The following is a 17348-nucleotide window of genomic DNA, read 5'->3' on the forward strand; positions in this document are numbered from 1 at the left end:
CTCGTAGCGGGGACAGGATTTGAACCTGCGACCTCTGGGTTATGAGCCCAGCGAGCTACCGAGCTGCTCCACCCCGCGTCGGTGTGGACCAACCTTAACCCGCTGCCGACGATCGGAGCAAACCGGTTACCCGCGCGCCACCCGTGCGCCACGGGATGGCCCCGGACCCGCCCGGTGCGACGGCGCCCGGCGCCCCCGCCCCCGACGTGATCTAGTACCGCGTCAGACGAGGTCCGCCCCGCTCGCCGGCCTGGCACGCTCCCCCAGCTACCGCTGGGAGGTGCCCCCTCTCGGCGCGTTGGCCGAAAGCCCGAGCAGGCCCATTGCGAGGGCTTCCCCGCCGCCTTGCGATCGCACGCACCAGGACGCCTCGCCACCGGTCACACCTCGGCTGACGCGGCACTAGGCCGTGAGCTCCTGCTGGAGCGCTTCCCGTAGCCGCGCCGCCCGCTCGGCGACCTCCGCGGGCCCCAGCTCGACCGCCCGCGCACACCACCGCTGCCCCTCGGTCAGCGCACCGCGGCGGGCCGCCAGCAGCGCGAGCCGCAGCGCGGCGCGGCCGTGCCCGGCCCCGGCCGCACGCGTCCACCACAGGGCGGCCTCCGGCTCGCTGCCCTCACGGGCCAGCAGCAGCCCCAGGTTGAACGCGCCGTTGCTGCTGCCCGCCTCGGCGGCCATCCGGTACCAGCGCGCGGCCTCGACCACATCGCCCCGTGCGGCGGCGAGCATGCCCACCCGCACCTGGGCGCGGCGGTGGCCCTGACGCGCCGCCCGCTCGTACCACTCCTCGTACTCGGGGACGGCGCCGTCCTCGGCCGCCGGGGTCGGGAACCGTGTCCCGGACGAGGTGCCCAGCCCGGTGCCGGTGGCCGCGGGCTCGCCGTCGACGGCCGAGCGGTCGAGCAGCGCGGCCAGCTGGAAGGCGGCCTCGGCGCTGCCGCCGCCCGCGGCGCAGCGCAGATGGCGCTCGGCGGCCCGGCCGTCGCCGTCCCGCAGCTGCGCGATGCCGACCTGGAGCGCCGCCTCGGTGTGCCCGGCCGCGGCGGCCCGCTCGTACCACTGCCGGGCCGCGCGCTCCTCGCCCCGGCCGGTGTGCAGGATCCCCAGGTTGAACGCGGCGTCGACGCTGCCCGCCTCGGCCGCCTTGGAGAACCACGGCTCGGCGCCCGCCGCGTCGCCCCGTTGCAGCAGCAGTACGGCGACCGCGTTGGCGGCCTCGCGGTGCCCGGCGTAGGCGGCGCGGCGGTACCACTGCTCGGCCTGGGCGGTGCGGCCCTGTTCGGCGCAGAGCAGACCGAGGTTGTACGCGCCGTTGATGTCGCCCGCGTCGAGGGCGGCGCGGTACCAGCGCTCGGCGGTCTGGGTCTCCCCGCGGTCCGCGTGCAGCGCGCCCAGCGCGTTCGCCGCGTTGCCGTCACCGTCCTGGGCGGCGCGGTGCCACCAGACGGCGGCGCTGTCGCTGTCGCCCGCGTCGCGCAGCAGGAAGGCGAGCGCGCAGGCGGCGCGGGCCTCGCCGTCCTTGGCGGACGTCAGGTACCAGCGCCCGGCCTCCTGGGTCTCACCGCGCTTCTCCAGCAGCGTGCCCAAGTGCAGGGCGGCGCGCCGGTGGCCGCGCGCGGCGGCCTGCCGGTACCACTGCTCGGCCTCCTGCGGCTCGGCCTCGGTGCCGGTCCGGCGCGGCTCGCCCTCGGCCCCGGCCGCCGCCTCATCGTGATGGCGGTCGAGGATACGGGCGAGCCGGTAGGCGGCCTCGCGGTGGCCGCGCTCGGCGGCCGTGCGGAACCAGCGCTCGGCGCCGATGTCGCTGCGGTGCTCGAGCAGATCGGCGAGGGCGTACGCGCCCAGCGTGTGGCCGGACTCGGCGGACTGGCGCAGCCAGTACTCGGCGGCGGGCTCGTCGCCCCGCTCGCGGTGGTGGCGGCCCAGGGCGTGGGCGGCCGCGGCGGATCCCGCGACGGCGGCGATCCGCCACCAGCCGGCCGCCTCGTCCGCGTAGCCGCGCTGGTGGAGCAGGACTCCGAGGTTGTTGGCGGCGGCGCGGTCGCCCTCGGCGGTGGCGCCCCGCAGATACGGCTCGGCGCCGTCGAGATCGCCCCGGCGCAGCAGCAGCGCGCCCAGCGCGCTCATCGCGGCGGTGTCGCCCGCTTCGGCGGCCCGGCGGTGCCGGGTCTCTTCCTCGGCATCGTCATGCGTCTGCGCAAAACGCCCTGTCTCCAACAGACTGACCCTGTCCCCCATATATCCCATCGTGACATCACTCGTATCCGGCGTACACCTGGTATACCGCAGCCGAGGAGGTCACTTCAGCGTTTTGTCGACTTGCCCACAGAGAGACAACCCAAACGCTTGTATCCGAGTTCCCCGAGTAGACACTCACAGAACAAACAACGAGGCCCGGATCCTTGCGGATCCGGGCCTCGTTGTGTCAGTAGCGGGGACAGGATTTGAACCTGCGACCTCTGGGTTATGAGCCCAGCGAGCTACCGAGCTGCTCCACCCCGCGCCGTTGTACGACCACCGTATCACGGCGCGGGGCTCGGCCGCTCACCCGTTATCCCAGGTCGGAAGCGGGTCAACCGCCCTTGTTGCCGGCGCTCTGGCTCTTCGGCTCGTTCTGCTTCCCGTCGTCCGGCTTCTGGGTCTTCCCGGCCTTCTCCTGGGCCTTGGCGGCCCGGTCCAGGGCGTCCTTCAGGTCGTCCTGGGCCCTGCCGTAGGCGTCCCAGTCCTGCGGCTTCTCCTGGAGCGCCTTCTGACCGTCGTCCCACGCCTCCTGGGCGTCCTTCAGGGCCTGCTGGAGCGTCGGGTTGGAGCTCGGCGGCTTCTCCCCGCCGTCGCCGCCGGACGGTGGCTTCTCCCCGCCGTCGCCGGACGACTCCCCGAACACGGTGTCCAGCGCCTCGCCCAGACTGTCCTTGAAGACGGGTTCCTTGCCGTTGTACGAGACGCCCACCTTCTTCAGCAGCGGGTAGTTGGCGCTGCCGCCCCGGGCGTACACCGGCTCGATATACAGGAAGCCGCCGTTGAGCGGGACCGTGAGCAGATTGCCGTACTCGATGTCGGAGTCGGTGCCTCTCAGGTTCCGGACGAACTCGGCGACTTCCGCCCGGCCGTTGAGCTTGGACTGCACCTGCTGTGGTCCTGGCACATCGCTGGTGACCTTCAGCATTCTTATCGTGCCGTAGTCCTTGCTGTTGGCATCGGCGTCGATCGCCATGAAGGCACCGAGGTTGGGCCGGCCGTTGGGCGTGAAGGTGGTGGTCAGCGAGAACGTCTGGTTCTGCTGACCGGGCATCTTCATGCTCAGGTAGTACGGCGGGACCGCGTTGCCCTCCTCGCGCTGGGTCGGGTCGTCCGGCACCTGCCAGGCGTCACTGCCGCTGTAGAACTGCTTGGGGTCGGTGACGTGGTAGCGGGTCAGCAGCTCGCGCTGGACCTTGAACAGGTCCTGCGGATACCGCAGATGCTCCATCAGCTTGTCGCTGATCTCGCTCTTCGGCTTGACCGTGCCCGGGAACGCCTTCTCCCAGGTCTTGAGCACCGGGTCCTTGGTGTCCCACTCGTAGAGGTCGACCGAGCCGTCGTAGGCGTCGACGGTCGCCTTCACCGAGTTCCGGATGTAGTTGACCTTGTTCTGCTGGGCGACCACCGAACGGTCGCCGTCGCTCAGCGAGTCGGCCGTGCTGTCGCCCAGGGTCGTACGCGAGGCGTACGGATAGCCGTTGGTCGTGGTGTAGGCGTCCACTATCCACTTGATCCGGCCGTCGACCACCGCCGGATAGGCGTCACCGTCGATGGTGAGCCAGGGCGCGACCTTCTCCACACGCTCCTTGGGCGTGCGGTTGTACAGGATCCGCGAGCCCTCGCCGATGGCTCCGGAGTACAGGATCTGCGGCTCGCCGAACGCCACCGCGTAGGCCGCGCGGTTGACCGGGTTGGAGAGGCTGACCCCGCTCTTGCCGCGGTAGCTGGTGGTCTTCTCGCCGTCGTCCTCGTAGTCGAGCTCCTTCTGGGGCCCGCCGACGATCGAGTACTGGTCGGTCTTCTCGCCGTAGTAGACCTGCTGGCGATAGGTCTCCATCCCGCCCTTGGTGGGCAGTCCGGCCTCGGTGAACGCCGGGGCTCCCTCCTGGTCCGCCTGGGGGTCGGGGTTGGTGCCCTTGGCCGCCACCACACCGTAGCCATGGGTGTAGGTGAAGTGGTCGTTGATCCAGTTCCGCTTGGGGACGCCGTCGAGGTTGAGCTCGCGCACACCGACGACGGTGTCCTGGTCCTTGCCTCCGGGGCCCTTGTAGCGGTCGACGTCCAGGGTCGAGGGGAACTGGTAGTACTTGCGCTTCTGCTCCAGCTGCTGGAACGTCGGCGAGACGACGCTCGGGTCGATCAGCCGGTAGCTGGCGGTGGAGTCGGCGACCTGGCGCAGCTTGGCGCCCTTCGCGCCGCCCTTGTCGTCGGTCCGGCCCGAGTAGTCCGCCACCTGGGAGCCATCGATGCCGTACGCCTGGCGCGTGGCGTCGATGTTCTTCTTGATGTACGGCGCCTCCTTTGCCTGCTCGTTCGGCTGGACCTGGAACTTCTGCACGATCGCCGGGTAGAGCCCGCCGATCAGGACCGCCGAGAGCACCATCAGCCCGAAGCCGATCACCGGCAGCTGCCAGGTGCGCCGCCACAGGGTGGCGAAGAAGAGCACCGCGCAGATGACCGCGATGCAGAACAGGATGGTCTTGGCGGGCAGATACGCCTGGGCGTCGACATAGCGCAGCCCGGTCCAGTTGTCCGTCGCCTTGAAGTCGCTGGACTTCACCGCCAGGGCGTACCGGTCCAGCCAGTACGCGACGGCCTTGAGGGCGACGAACACCCCCAGCAGCACCGACAGATGGCCGGTGGCCGCGCCGGTCGCGCGGGCGCCCGGGCTGGTGATCCGCAGGCCCCCGTAGAGGTAGTGCACCACGGCGGCGGCGATCAGGGAGAGCACCGTGGCCGCGAAGCCGAAGCTCAGCAGAAAGCGGTACCAGGGCAGATCGAACGCGTAGAACGCGACGTCCTTGTGGAACTGCGGGTCCTTCTGGCCGAACGGCACCCCGTTGACCCACAGCAGCCAGATCCGCCACTGACCGGCCGCCGAGGCGCCCGCGATCAGCCCGACCAGCGCGGTGACCGCGAGCAGCACCCACTTCTTGAACGGGGCGATGCCCATCCGGTAGCGGTCGAGGCTCTGCTGCTCCAGGGACATCGCGCTGAGCGGCGGCCGCAGCCGGTGCGCCAGCCAGATGTTGAGCCCCACGGCCGTGGCCATCAGCGCGCCGAAGACGGCGAACAGCCCGATCTTTGTCTTCAGGGTGGTGCTGAAGACGGAGGAGTAATGAAGCGAGCGATACCAGAGCCAATCCGTCCAAAACCCGGCAAACATGACAAAGAGCATGGCCAGCACGGCCAGCACACCCAGGGTCATGAGCAGGGTCCGGACACGCCGGGACGGCCGGCCGACTCTGATCCGCGGTCCCGTCGGGCCCCCGCCGCGGTCCGGCATCTGGAAAGCCAAGGTGCGCACCTCGAAGTTCGCTGTCGGTGTGTACGGGCCCGGACACAGGAGGGCCCACCTGATGCAACTTACTCAGGCTTTACTCAGTTCCCGTTTCCGGGTTCGATCAGGGCACGATATGCACCATGTCCAACGCAACCCCCGGCAGCGCCCCGATGGCCGCCAATCCGCTGACCCGAGCCGTCCTCGAGATCGACGAATACGCTTCCGGGCTCGGCTGGGACCAGCCCGCCCGGCTCTTCGCCCTCGTCGACACCGCCCGGCTGCGCGCCCAGGAGCCCGATCTGGCGACCCAGCTCGGCCTTGACGAGCAGGGCGGGGAGGCCGCAGCCCCACTCACCCCCATCGAGCAGGACGAGCTGCCCCCGCGGACCCCGCTCGACGAGTTCCTCGCCACCATCGCCTGGCCCGACGCGGTGATCGGCTGCGCCATGACCGTGGAGCGGCTGATGCTGCCGCCGTCCGCCGAGAACGCCGTACCGGAGGACATGGACGAGGCCCAGCTGGCCTCCTGGGTCGCCGAGCACCCGGGCCGCCAGGAGGTCCGGATGACGGTCGCGGTGCTGCGGGACGGGAAGCGCGAGTCGGCCGTACGGCTGCGCGAGAAGGACTCCCCCACCGAGGTGCTGACCGGGGCCGGTCTGGTGCCGGGGCTCGCGGACGCGCTCAGCGCCACCTTCGCCACCGACTGACGGGCCCGCCTCCCCGCCGGGAGAGCGCGCCGGGGCGGCACCCTCAGGGCGCCGCCCCGGCCCGTCTCAGCCCGTTCCGGCTCTGCCGCCGGTCAGCTCGTCGTACACGCCGGCAGTCCGTCGGTGTCGCCCTGACGGATCTTTTTCAGGGCCTTCAGCGCGTCGTCTATGGTGTGCACCTTCACCAGCCGCAGACCGCCGGGGACGTCCTTGGCCGCGGCCGCGCAGTTCTCCTTGGGCGTGAGGAAGTAGCGCGCTCCGGCCTCGCGGGCGCCGATCGTCTTCATCTCGATCCCGCCGATGGGACCGACCACGCCCTTCTCGTTGATGGTGCCGGTGCCCGCGATGAACTTCCCGTCGGTCAGATCGCCGGGCGAGAGCCGGTCCACGATCCCCAGCGCGAACATCAGGCCCGCGCTGGGCCCGCCCACGTCGGCCAGCTTGATGTCGATCCGGAACGGGAAGGTGTAGTCGAGCCCGGGCGTGATGCCCACGATGGTCCGGCCGTCCTTCGCCGTCGTGCTGGTCACCGTGACGCGCTTCTGGCCGGAGGGCTTCTTGCCGCGCTTCTCCGCCGCGGCGACCGCCTTGGCCGGAATCACCGAGAAGACGACCTTCTCACCGGGCTTGTGCTTGGTGACCAGCTTGGAGATGTCCTCGGGGCCGTGCACCGGGGTGCCGTCCACCGACTTGATCACATCGCCCGCGTGCAGCCTGTCCTGGGACGGGCTCCCCTTGCGGACGACGCCGACGATCACCTGGGAGGAGACGGGCTTCTTCAGCGCCCTGAGGGCGGCGACCTTGGCGCTCTCCTGGGACTGGGTGAACTCCTCGGCGTTCTGCTGGTTCACCTCGTCCGGCGTCTTGTCGTCCGGGTAGAGGGTGTCGTGCGGGACCACCACGTCGTCGTGGGCCAGCCAGCCGTACACGGCCTCCACGAGGTTCATCCGGTACTCGGAGCCGGTGACGCGGACGGTGGTCATGTTGAGGTGGCCGCCGGTGGTCTCACAGCCCTTGTGGCCCGAGATCTGCAACACGCACTCGCCGTTGTGCTCGCCCAGGGTGTTGTACGTGGGTCCTGGCGACATCTCCGCGTACGGCACCGGGATCAACACCCCGGCGCACAGCAGCGCGATCAGCATCAGGAGGGAGGCGAGCATCGTCGCGGTGCGGCGTGGCATGGAACGACAGTACGGGACGCGTCCGTCAGTCCACCCCCGGGGCCGTCCGTACGAGTGCGGCCTCAGGCGGCGTCCGAATGGGAACGCTGCCGCTCCATGGCTTCGCGGAACCTCGCGTACCCGGCCAGTTCTTCGACGTCTCCCCCGCTGGTCCGTTTGCCGGCGCGGGCGGCTATGCCGGCGTATATCGCCGCGGCTATCGCCGCGAGCACTGGAATGAGCAACCAGAGCAGTGCGCCCACAGCGGCCTCCCGTCCCCTTGTAGAACCGCGACCAGACGCGCGACTGACAGATGAGCAGATTAATCCTCCGCACCGTCAACGCTCACGGCGGGGTGGGGGTTACGCAAGTGGAGTACACCCCTCCGTGTCCATCGCGCGCCAGAGGCTCGTGTGCCCGCTCGTGCGCCCCTCATGCCCCGCCGGAGCGCCCCCGCTTCACCGGACTTCGCGCCCCCGGGTCACTGCGCCCCGACCCACTCCTCGGTGCCGTCCGCGAAGGTCTGGTGCTTCCAGATCGGCACCTCGCGCTTGAGGTCGTCGATCAGACGGCGGCAGGCGGCGAACGCCTCCGCGCGGTGCGGGCAGGAGACGGCCACGACCACGGCGAGATCACCGATCACGAGATCGCCGACCCGGTGCACGGCGGCCAGCGCGCGCACCGGGAAGTCGGCCGCGACCTTCTCGGCCACGCGGCGCAGCTCGGCCTCGGCGGTCGGATGGGCGGAGTAGCCCAGGGCGCCGACCTCCGCACCCCCGTCATGATTGCGCACGGTGCCCACGAAGAGGGCCGTGCCGCCCGCCGCGGCATCGCCGACGGCCCCGAACACCTCGTCCACCGAGAGCGGCTCGTCACGGACGGCGAGCAGGCGGATGGGGTCGGCGGCCGCGAGTTCGCCGGGGTGATCGTACGTACGTGCCATACGGTCCATCGTGCCGTACCGTCCCTCGTCATGGAATCCCGGATTGCGGAAAGCGATTTCCGAAGCCGACCTATGGGTGCGCCGGCCCGTCCCCAGGGCTCGCCCTTCGTCAGGCCCGGCGGCGTGCCTTGCGGGCGCGGCGCACGATCGCGGCGGTGCCCACCAGAGCCACGGTCGCGCCCGCGGCGCCGAGCGTCGTGGCGTCCTTGCGGCCCAGCCGCCGTCCGGCGACCGTATGGCGCCCGGCGACCTCCTCCAGCAGCTCGGCGAGGACCTCCTCGTTGGTCCACTGGGGCCGCCAGCCCGCCGCGTGCAGTCTGCTGCCGCTGACCGCCCAGGGGTGCATGGTGTAGGCGAGATCACCGGCCGGGGACGGGGTCAGTCCCAGCCGGTGCAGCCGGGAGGCGGCACCCAGGGCGACCGCCGACGGCAGCTCCATGCGCCGGATACCGGACAGCTCCTCGACCTCCTCCTGCTCCAGCCAGCCGTCGCAGCCGACCGCGAGCTCGCCCTCGACCTTCTCCAGGGCGGCGTACTCCAGTGCGCTGACCAGGTCCTCCACATGACAGAACTGCCAGGTCGGACGGGACCCCGCGACGACCAGCAGCCGCGGCGACTCGAAGTAGCGGGTGAGGGCGGTGTCCGTGCCGCCGACCAGGATCGCGGGACGCACCACGGTGACATTCAGCCCCGGATGCGCCCGGGGCGCGCGCTCCCCGAGCCGCTCGATCTCCAGCAGGTCACCGACGCCGGTGGCCTCGGCGGTGGCACGCAGCTCCGCGTCCTCGGCGAGCGGCACGTCGTTCTCGGGCAGTGCCCCGTAGACCATCGCGGAGGTGCACAGCACCACCCGGCGCACCCCGGCGGCCGCGGCGGCCGTCAGTACGGTCTGGGTGCCCCGCACGTTGTACGCGGTCCGGGCGGCGGGGTCGGTGCCCAGGTCGAGGTCGACGGCGAGGTGGACCACGACATCCGCGCCGCGCAGCTTGTCGGCGATGACCGGATCGCGGACGTCCAGCAGATGCCACTGCGCCTCGCTCACCTCTCCCCTGCGCTCGTCGATGGCGAGCACCTGCTTGATCTCGTCGGACTCCGTGAGCCGCTGCGTGAGCAGGGCGCCCGGTCCCGACGCGGCTCCGGTGACCGCCACGACGGGGCGTCGTGCGGTACGGGCCGTATCGTTTCGCGCAGCGCGAACTTCTCGGTCTGGGGAACTCACCGGGCGTCTCCAGCGGTTGTCTTCAGTACGCAGCGCGTGCACGCGTACGTACCAGGTGACGTCCATCCTGCCGCAGGGCGGCGATCAGCGAAGCACCGAGACCGTAAACCGGCGAGGTGTCTAGGCTGGGTGGTGATGTCGGGCATCCGCCGCCGGCCCGGGGCCGGTGGCCCAACGAGCCGAGGAAACCCGTGAGTGACACCCCATTCGGATTCGGCCTTCCGCCGGAGGAGCCGGAGGACGGCGACGACGGCAAGAGGAAGGGCGGCCAGGGCGGCGATCAGGGCCCCGCGAATCCCTTCGGGTTCGGCGGTGGCACGGGCGGAGCGGGCGGCGCGGAGAATCCGTTCGCCGCGATGTTCGGGTCGCTGAACCCCAATGATCTGGGCGCCGCCTTCCAGCAGCTCGGGCAGATGCTCTCGTACGAGGGCGGCCCGGTGAACTGGGACATGGCCAAGGACATCGCACGGCAGACGGTCGCCCGCGGCACCGCCGACGGCACCAAGGACGAGAGCGTGGGCCCGGCCGACCGCGACGCGGTCCAGGAGGCGGTGCGGCTCGCCGACCTGTGGCTGGACGGCGCCACCTCGCTGCCCTCGGGCTCCGGTACCGCCGTGGCCTGGAGCCGCGCGGAATGGGTCGAGGCGACCCTTCCGGTATGGCGCGATCTGGTCGATCCGGTCGCCGAGCGCGTCGGCGTCGCCATGGGCGATGTGCTCCCCGAGGAGATGCAGGCCATGGCCGGTCCGCTGCTGGGGATGATGCGCTCCATGGGCGGCGCCATGTTCGGCACCCAGATCGGCCAGGCACTCGGGGTGCTGGCCGGTGAGGTGGTCGGCTCGACCGACATCGGGCTGCCGCTCGGCCCGGCGGGCAAGGCGGCGCTGCTCCCGGTGAACATCGCGGCGCTCGGCTCCGGCCTCGGCGTCCCCAAGGAGGAGGTGCGGCTCTACCTGGCGCTGCGCGAGGCCGCCCATCAGCGGCTGTTCTCGCATGTGCCGTGGCTGCGCTCGCATCTGTTCGGTGCCGTGGAGGGCTACGCCCGCGGTATCAAGGTCGACACCGCCAAGCTGGAGGACGCGGTCGGCCAGCTCGACCCGACCCACCCCGAGCAGCTCCAGGAGGCGCTCCAGCAGGGCATGTTCCAGCCGGAGGACACCCCCGAGCAGAAGGCCGCCCTGGCCCGTCTGGAGACGGCGCTGGCGCTCGTCGAGGGCTGGGTGGACGCGGTGGTCCACGCCGCCGCCGCGCCCCATCTGCCGTCGGCCGACGCGCTGCGCGAGACGCTGCGCAGGCGCCGGGCGAGCGGCGGGCCCGCCGAGCAGACCTTCGCCACCCTGATCGGCCTGGAGCTGCGCCCGCGCAGGCTGCGGGATGCCTCCCGGCTGTGGGCCTCGCTCACCGACGCGCGCGGTATGGAGGGGCGCGACGGGCTGTGGGAGCACCCCGACATGCTGCCGACCGCCCAGGACCTCGACGACCCGGACGGCTTCGTCCACCGCGAGCAGCTGGACTTCTCCGAGCTGGACAAGATGCTCGGCGAGGCGGCGGGCGGCGGTGAGCGGCCCGGCGGCGCGAGCGGCGACCGGGGCCCGGACGAGGGCCCGGAGAACTGCCCGGACGAGCGGCGGGACGACGGCGACAGGTGAGTCTGCACAAGGACGCGGCGCGGGTCCTGGAAGCCTGGTCCGCGCCGGACGCCGCCCAGGAGCGGCTGCGGCTGGCCTATGGCGACCATCTGGCCGCCCATCCGGACGGGATGTGGAAGGCGTGCCGGGACGGGCACATCACGGCGAGCACGCTGGTGATCGACCCGTCCCGGGAGCGCGTACTGCTCACCCTGCACCGGAAGTTGCGGATGTGGCTGCAAATGGGCGGCCACTGCGAACCGGACGACGCCACCCTGGCGGACGCGGCGCTGCGCGAGGCATCGGAGGAGTCCGGGATCGCGGGGCTGACGCTGCTGCCGGACGGGCCGGTGCGGCTGGACCGGCATCACACCCCGTGCGCCTGGCACCTGGACGTGCAGTACGCGGCGCTGGCCCCGCGGGACGCGACGGCGGCGATCAGCGATGAGTCACTGGATCTGCGCTGGTTCGGATACGACGAGGTGGCGGGCGTGGCCGACGAGTCCGTGCGCCGGCTGGTGGACCGTACCCGCGCCCTGGTCTGACCACCGGACGCACAGCAACCGGCGGCCGGGAGACGGGGCGAGGCAGACGAAGCGGCCGCGGACCCGAGGGTCCCGCGGCCGCGCCGCTCGTCGGTGACTGCCGTCGGCTGCCGTTGAGTGCCGTCAGTTGCCGAAGATGTTGCCCTGGTTCTGTCCCCGGGCGCCCTGCTGGCCCATCCCGAACTGGGCCGCCATACCCCCGCCGATCACCGCGTTCTGCGGCGGCAGCAGCTCGCTGGGCTGGACGAGGGCGTAACCCTGGCCGAGGAAGCTGAGCTCCCAGCCCTCCCCCGTGTTGCCGCGCCGCCGCCACACACCCGAGGAGTGCGTCTGCGCCTGCATCTGGACGCGCAGCGAGCTGGACCAGGCGACGATGGCGTCCGCGTCGACATTGACGTACTTGTCCGGCGTGACCTGGAGCATCAGCGGCTGGCCGGAGGTCATCAGCGCGACCTTGCCCCGCCCCGAGATGTTCAGGTTGTACTTGCCGGAGCCGGAGATCCCGTACTGGCTGTCGACCGCGATCGTCTCCCAGTGCAGGGTGGAGTCCAGCGCGAGGACATAGGCGCTGTCGACGGTCAGCCCCTCGCCCTCCACGTCCACCACATGGACGTACTGGGCGAGGTTGGCGAGGTAGACCGTGCCCTGCCCGGAGCAGCGCATCAGGTCCAGGCCCTCGCCGACGGCGCGGGAGCGGCGCTGCCCCGGCGTCTGGTACTCGCCGTCGAACTCGATCAGCCCCTGGTAGGCGACCATGCTGCCCTTACGGGCGAGCACATCCTCATGACCGGTCAGGGCGACCCGCAGCATATGCGGGTTCTGGAGCGCGTAGCGGTCCTGGGTCTGGGCCTCGGTGAAGGCGAAGAGCGGGCTCTGCATGGTGTCTCTCTCCCCCTCAGCCCCGTGCCCGGAGCCGGTCGGTGCTGTCCTCACTGGGCTGTACGACGACGAAGCCCTGCCCGGAGAAGCCGAGCTGGTACGCCTCGCCGCTGCCCCGGCCGATCAGGGAGGACGCCTTGAAGCTGCGCTTCCCCTTGACCTTGAGCCCGGTGGACCAGGCGACGAGCGCGTCCGGGTCCACATAGGTCTCGTCGTCGCCGCGTCCGCAGTCGACGACGATGGGCGTGCCCCGGGAGGTCAGGGCGACCCAGCCGGTGCCGGAGACGCCCACGTTGAACAGACCCTGCCCGGCGAACTTGGCGATGCCCTTGACGCGTTCGACACCCCACTGGAGATGGGCGTCGAAGGCGAGCAGATTGGTGCCGTTGACCGACAGCGAGTCGCCGCCCAGGTTGATGCAGACGACGTTGGCCCCGTAGTCGGCCAGGTAGAGCAGTCCGTCGCCGCTGCACCGCATGAGCGGGGCGCCCTCGCCGGTCAGCCACTGGGAGGCCATCTGGCGCACCGCGGGCGGATTCGGCTCGTACTGGACGAAGCCCTCGTACGCCACCATCGAGCCGGTGCGGGCGAACAGGTCCTGGCCGCTCTGCATGGCGACCTTGAGCATGCTGGCGCCGTGGTTCTCCATACGGGCGGCGACCGGCGCGGGGGCGAAGCCCGTGATCAGTTGCTGGTCCATGTCGGTTGCCTTCAGACCTCGTAGGGCTGGACGACGATGAAATTGCCGGGCGCACCGCGGAACTGGAGGTTCACGGTCTCCCCGCTGTGGCCGGGGTAGGCGGCCCGACGCAGCCGCACCTGGCTGGAGATGATCACCTGCGAACCGGCGGACCACGCCACGATGGCGTTGCTGTCGGCGAAGGTCGTCGGGGTGACCGGGAGGACGACCGGGGTGCCCTCGGTCTTCACGATGACGGTGCCGGTGCCCTGGAACTGCATGGTGAACAGCGCGCCGCCCGGGATGCCGTGGCCCTCGATCCGGCGGACCTCGTGCTGGAGCGACTCGTCGAAGGCGAGCACGCTCTCGGCGGAGACACAGATCGCGTCGCCCTGGAGCTCGATCGGGTGGAGCTCGGCCGCGTTCTCGGCGAGGAAGACCTGCCCCTGGCCGCTGCAGCGCATCAGCTGCATCTCCTGGCCGGTCGCGTTGCCGACGATCCGGCCGCGGAAACCGGCGCCCTTGTAGCTGAAGTCGACCTTGCCCTGGTAGAGCACCATGGCGCCCTGGCGGGCCAGCACCGGCTGACCGCCGACGCCGAGGTCGACCCGCATCAGACGCGGGTTCTGCGGGGTCCAGCGCTGCCCGGTGGGCGCCTCGCGGTACTGGGCGAGCGCGGCCTGTACGCCGGCGGCGCCGCCCTGGCCCTGGCCCTGGCCCTGGCCCTGCGGAACGCCCTGGGGGGCACCCTGCGGCTGACCGTAGGGGGCGGGCTGGCCCGGACCCGGCTGGCCGGGGTACGGCTGCGCCGGAGGCTGGCCGTACGGGGCGGGCGGTGCCTGGCCCGGTGCCTGGCCGCCGAACTGCTGCTGGCCGGGGAGCTGTCCCGGTGGACCGGGCGGGGGCACCTGGCCGGGAGGCGCGAGCGGCGCGGCGATGGTGGGCGCCCCGTGCATCTGCGGCGAACCGGGCGCGGGCTGCGGCGGCGTGTGCTGTGCCGCGGGGGCGGGCTGCGGCGCCGGGGGCGTTGCCTGCGGGGGCGGCGCCTGGGGAGGCGTGCCCTGGGGAGGCGTGCCCTGGGGTGCGCCGAAGGCGGGCGCGGGCTGCGGCTGCTGCGGCTGTTGCTGCTGTTGCTGCTGGGCGGGCGGGCCACCGGCGGGGGGCGCGAAGCCCGGGGCCGCGGCCGCCTGGCCGGGAGGCGCGAAACCGGGCGTACCGCCCTGGGCGGGCGCCGCGGGCGCGGGCTCCTCCTCGGCGACCTCCCCGCCGAAGTTCTTGAGCAGCGCGTCGAGTCCACCGTCGAAGCCCTGGCCGACGGCGGCGAACCGCCAGACGTCCTTCAGATAGAAGTCACCCAGCATCACCGCGCGCTCGGTGCTGAACTCCGCGCCGGAGAAGGAGTACCGGGCCACCTCCTCGCCGCCCGCGACGATCCGGATGTAACCGGAACCGATCTGCGACATCTGGCCCGCACCGTCGATGGTCGCGGTGAAGGAGAGCTTGTGGATGGAGGACGGGATGGAGTCGAGGGTGACGCGGAACGACTCGGTGTCACCAGCCTGGTTCCCGAGCTGCTGGATCGCTTCTTCGGGAGATTTCGGCTGATTGAAGAAGATGAAGTAGCGGTCGTCCGACAGCCGCTCGTCCGCGTCGAGACCGAAGCAACTGATGTCGAACGTCAGGCCGGGGCCGGAGATCTGCACACCGACGTACAGATCCCTCCCGGCCGTCAGATCACTGATCTTGGCCTTGTGGCCGCGCTGGAATTCCCTGGCCATACGTAACGACCGTCCCCCATCCCGAAACCGGTGAGTGCAATGCGCGCCAGGCTAGCCGCTGCCGCCGACTATGAGCGACGCCGGGGAGGTGAGAACCGGTTCCGAGGTGGCGGTGGTTCCCGCATGCGGGTCCGCTTGTTACCGGTTTTGTTGTGCTCGTTCCCGGATTCAGGACCGCTGGTTCGCGGGCTCAGGAACCCTCGTTGCCCGATCCGGACAGATGCGGCAGCCGTCCGGCGGCCACCACGCCCTCGAGATAGCCGCGCGCCCGCTCGGTCCGCGGATACGCCTCCAGCAGCCGCCAGAAACGCGGACCGTGACCGGGCACCAGCAGATGGGCCAGCTCGTGGAGGAGGACGTAGTCCACGACGTACTCGGGCATGCCCTGGAGCCGGTGGGAGAGCCGGATGCTGCCCTCGGCCGGGGTGCACGAACCCCACCGGGTGTTCTGGTTGGTGACCCAGCGAACGGTGGCGGGCCGGGCCCTGCCGTCGAGATACTGCTCGGACAGCCATTCGGCGCGGGCGGCCAGCTCGGCGTCGCCCAGCATGCGTTTGCTCTCCTGCGCCGCCAGCTTGTCGAGCATCACGGTCACCCAACGCCGCTCCTCCGCCTCCGACATCCGGGCCGGGATGAGAACGACGGTGCGGTCGCCCTCGCGGTACGCGGAGACCGTCCTGCGCCGCCGGGTGCTCCGGCGGACCTCGACCGCGCTGGCTCCCGAGCCGCGGTCCTGCGGGCTCGGGGCGGTGCGCGGAGTTCCGGCGGCGCTGTGCGCGGGGGGCTCCCCAGCGAAGCGAGGGGCAGGGTCGGCGGGCACGCCCCGACGTTACCCGCTGGCGGGCGGGGAAGTGCCACCCCTCACCCGGTGGCGGAACGAACCACTCCAGCGTGTGCACGGCTTGTACGACTATTGCCGCCGCCTGTGGACAACGCTCGGCGTGGGTGGTGGTGCCGGCCGCATGCTGGGGGAAGTCCGAGGGCCGCGCACCGGTGCGGCCCCGGCGAGGGAACGACGCGATCCACGGGCCACGGGACCACGGACCGCGGGACCACGGACCGCGGGACCACGGACCGCGGGACCACGGACCGACGGGGGGACGACCATGCATTCCACACATCCGATGCTCAAGCCCGCGCTGCGGCGCGGCTGGCGAAGCCGGGACACGGTGCAGTTCGGGGTGGCGCAGGCACATGCGGTGGTGCTGGGCCCGCTGGACACGGCGACGGGCAGCTTTCTGGACCTGCTCGACGGCACCCGGGGGCTGCCCCTGCTGCGGCAGGAGGCCCAGGCCCTCGGGCTGCCGGAGGGGCGGGCCGAGGTACTGGTAGAGCGGCTGGCGGCGGCCGGGCTGCTGGAGGAACCGAGGGACGGCGGGGAGTCAGCCGCGGCCCTGGACCGGCTGCGGCCGGACGCGGCGGCGCTGTCGGTGCTGCACCGGCAGCCGGGGGCGGCGGCCCGGCTGCTCGCGGCACGGCGGGCCACCCGGGTGCAGGTGAGGGGCGCGGGGCGGGTCGGTGCGGCCGTCGCGGCCGCGCTGTCGGCCTCGGGCGTCGGGCTGGTCGATGTGGTGGACGGTGGCTGTGTCGAGCCCTGGGACGTGGCACCCGGCGGGCTGTCGGCCGAGCAGATCGGGGAGCGGCGGGAGGCGGCCGCGCGGCGACTGGTGCGGCGCTGTGCGCCGGAGCCCCGGCCGCGGCGTCCGGCGCGGGAGTCGGTTCCGTCGAATGAACCGGGGCTGGCGCTGGTGGTGATCGCCCCGCGGGACGGCCTCGCGGCCTACGCTCCGGATCCCGCACCGGCCGAGCCGCTGTTGGCGGCGGGGATCCCCCATCTCTACGCGGGTGTGCTGGAGGCCACCGGGCTGGTGGGGCCCCTGGTGGTACCGGGCTCCACCCCGTGTGCGGGATGTCTCACTGCGGGCCGTGCGGCGCGGGAGCCCGCCTGGCCCCGGATGCTCGCGCAGTGGCGGTCCGGCCGCCGCCGGTGCGCGCCGGCCTGTGACAACGCGCTGGCCGTGATGGTCGCCGGGGTCACGGCCGGGCAGGCCCTGGCGTTCCTCGACGGGCGGGCCTCCCCGGTCGCGGGCGCCCGCTGGGAGTTGGCGCTGCCCGCGCTCACCGGGGAGGTACGGGCGGTCGAAGCGCATCCCGGGTGCGAGTGCGGAGCGGCCGGACGGCAGGATGCGGTATATGCCTCGGCCAAGGAGGCACCGCACGCGACAATGTCCGGGTGACCGACGTCCACGAGTGGGCGACGGGGGTCCGGGGGGCCTCCCCTGGAAT

General features: G+C 71.8%; 14 protein-coding genes and 2 tRNA genes. 4 read left to right on the forward strand and 12 right to left on the reverse strand.

The features are described from left to right. Positions 1–4: 4 nt before the first annotated feature. From HUT19_RS13645 to HUT19_RS13660, 4 genes are all read right to left on the reverse strand, one after another. A tRNA-Met gene (locus HUT19_RS13645) sits at positions 5–78 on the reverse strand. A gap of 324 nt (positions 79–402) precedes the next feature. After that, positions 403–2247, reverse strand: a complete 1845-nt coding sequence (locus tag HUT19_RS13650; protein ID WP_176180740.1) for a tetratricopeptide repeat protein — start codon at positions 2245–2247, stop codon at positions 403–405. 182 nt (positions 2248–2429) lie between these two features. Continuing rightward, positions 2430–2503: transfer RNA gene (locus HUT19_RS13655), tRNA-Met, on the reverse strand. A 69-nt stretch (positions 2504–2572) separates the two neighbouring features. Beyond that, positions 2573–5527 carry a UPF0182 family protein gene (locus HUT19_RS13660; protein ID WP_176186844.1) on the reverse strand — a complete coding sequence of 985 codons (2955 nt, stop codon included), beginning with the start codon at positions 5525–5527 and terminating at the stop codon, positions 2573–2575. A gap of 137 nt (positions 5528–5664) precedes the next feature. On the opposite strand from HUT19_RS13660, the gene HUT19_RS13665 reads away from it, so the two are divergent. Next, positions 5665–6231: a PPA1309 family protein gene (locus HUT19_RS13665; RefSeq protein WP_176180741.1), complete on the forward strand. Its 567-nt coding sequence runs from the start codon at positions 5665–5667 to the stop codon at positions 6229–6231. A 92-nt stretch (positions 6232–6323) separates the two neighbouring features. On the opposite strand, the gene HUT19_RS13670 is transcribed toward HUT19_RS13665, so the two are convergent. From HUT19_RS13670 to HUT19_RS13685, 4 genes are all read right to left on the reverse strand, one after another. Beyond that, positions 6324–7412, reverse strand: a complete 1089-nt coding sequence (locus HUT19_RS13670) for a PDZ domain-containing protein (protein WP_176180742.1) — start codon at positions 7410–7412, stop codon at positions 6324–6326. 62 nt (positions 7413–7474) lie between these two features. Next, positions 7475–7654 carry a hypothetical protein gene (locus HUT19_RS13675; RefSeq protein ID WP_176180743.1) on the reverse strand — a complete coding sequence of 60 codons (180 nt, stop codon included), beginning with the start codon at positions 7652–7654 and terminating at the stop codon, positions 7475–7477. A 218-nt stretch (positions 7655–7872) separates the two neighbouring features. Further along, positions 7873–8343 carry a molybdenum cofactor biosynthesis protein MoaE gene (locus tag HUT19_RS13680; RefSeq protein WP_176180744.1) on the reverse strand — a complete coding sequence of 157 codons (471 nt, stop codon included), beginning with the start codon at positions 8341–8343 and terminating at the stop codon, positions 7873–7875. A 100-nt stretch (positions 8344–8443) separates the two neighbouring features. Next, entirely contained in the window at positions 8444–9553 is a 1110-nt protein-coding gene (locus tag HUT19_RS13685; RefSeq protein WP_176180745.1) for an NAD-dependent epimerase/dehydratase family protein, read from the reverse strand. 191 nt (positions 9554–9744) lie between these two features. Here HUT19_RS13685 and HUT19_RS13690 point away from each other — a divergent pair, with 191 nt between their 5' ends. Both HUT19_RS13690 and HUT19_RS13695 read left to right on the forward strand, forming a co-directional pair. After that, the gene (locus HUT19_RS13690) at positions 9745–11202 is read left to right on the forward strand and encodes a zinc-dependent metalloprotease (protein ID WP_176180746.1); all 1458 of its coding nucleotides are present in this window, start codon (positions 9745–9747) and stop codon (positions 11200–11202) included. Beyond that, the gene (locus HUT19_RS13695) at positions 11199–11726 is read left to right on the forward strand and encodes an NUDIX hydrolase (protein ID WP_176180747.1); all 528 of its coding nucleotides are present in this window, start codon (positions 11199–11201) and stop codon (positions 11724–11726) included. The genes HUT19_RS13690 and HUT19_RS13695 overlap by 4 nt, the downstream gene beginning before the upstream one ends. A gap of 123 nt (positions 11727–11849) precedes the next feature. Here HUT19_RS13695 and HUT19_RS13700 read toward each other — a convergent pair whose 3' ends face one another. The 4 genes from HUT19_RS13700 to HUT19_RS13715 all read right to left on the reverse strand — a co-directional run bounded on the left by HUT19_RS13700 (position 11850) and on the right by HUT19_RS13715 (position 15882). Further along, positions 11850–12605: an AIM24 family protein gene (locus HUT19_RS13700; RefSeq protein WP_176180748.1), complete on the reverse strand. Its 756-nt coding sequence runs from the start codon at positions 12603–12605 to the stop codon at positions 11850–11852. A gap of 16 nt (positions 12606–12621) precedes the next feature. After that, positions 12622–13305, reverse strand: coding sequence for an AIM24 family protein (locus HUT19_RS13705; RefSeq protein ID WP_176180749.1), 684 nt, complete (start codon positions 13303–13305; stop codon positions 12622–12624). Positions 13306–13316: 11 nt separating this feature from the next. Further along, entirely contained in the window at positions 13317–15062 is a 1746-nt protein-coding gene (locus HUT19_RS13710; protein WP_176180750.1) for a TerD family protein, read from the reverse strand. 190 nt (positions 15063–15252) lie between these two features. Beyond that, positions 15253–15882 (reverse strand): M48 family metallopeptidase, encoded by a 630-nt coding sequence (locus HUT19_RS13715; RefSeq protein WP_176180751.1) that lies wholly within the window; start codon positions 15880–15882, stop codon positions 15253–15255. Between the two features lie 286 nt (positions 15883–16168). On the opposite strand from HUT19_RS13715, the gene HUT19_RS13720 reads away from it, so the two are divergent. After that, a complete protein-coding gene (locus HUT19_RS13720; protein WP_254885559.1) occupies positions 16169–17299 on the forward strand; it encodes a ThiF family adenylyltransferase in 1131 nt (376 codons plus the stop codon). The last annotated feature ends 49 nt before the right edge of the window (positions 17300–17348 follow it).

Origin of the sequence: Streptomyces sp. NA02950, assembly GCF_013364155.1 — a bacterium.
In the GTDB taxonomy this organism is placed as follows: Bacteria; Actinomycetota; Actinomycetes; order Streptomycetales; family Streptomycetaceae; genus Streptomyces.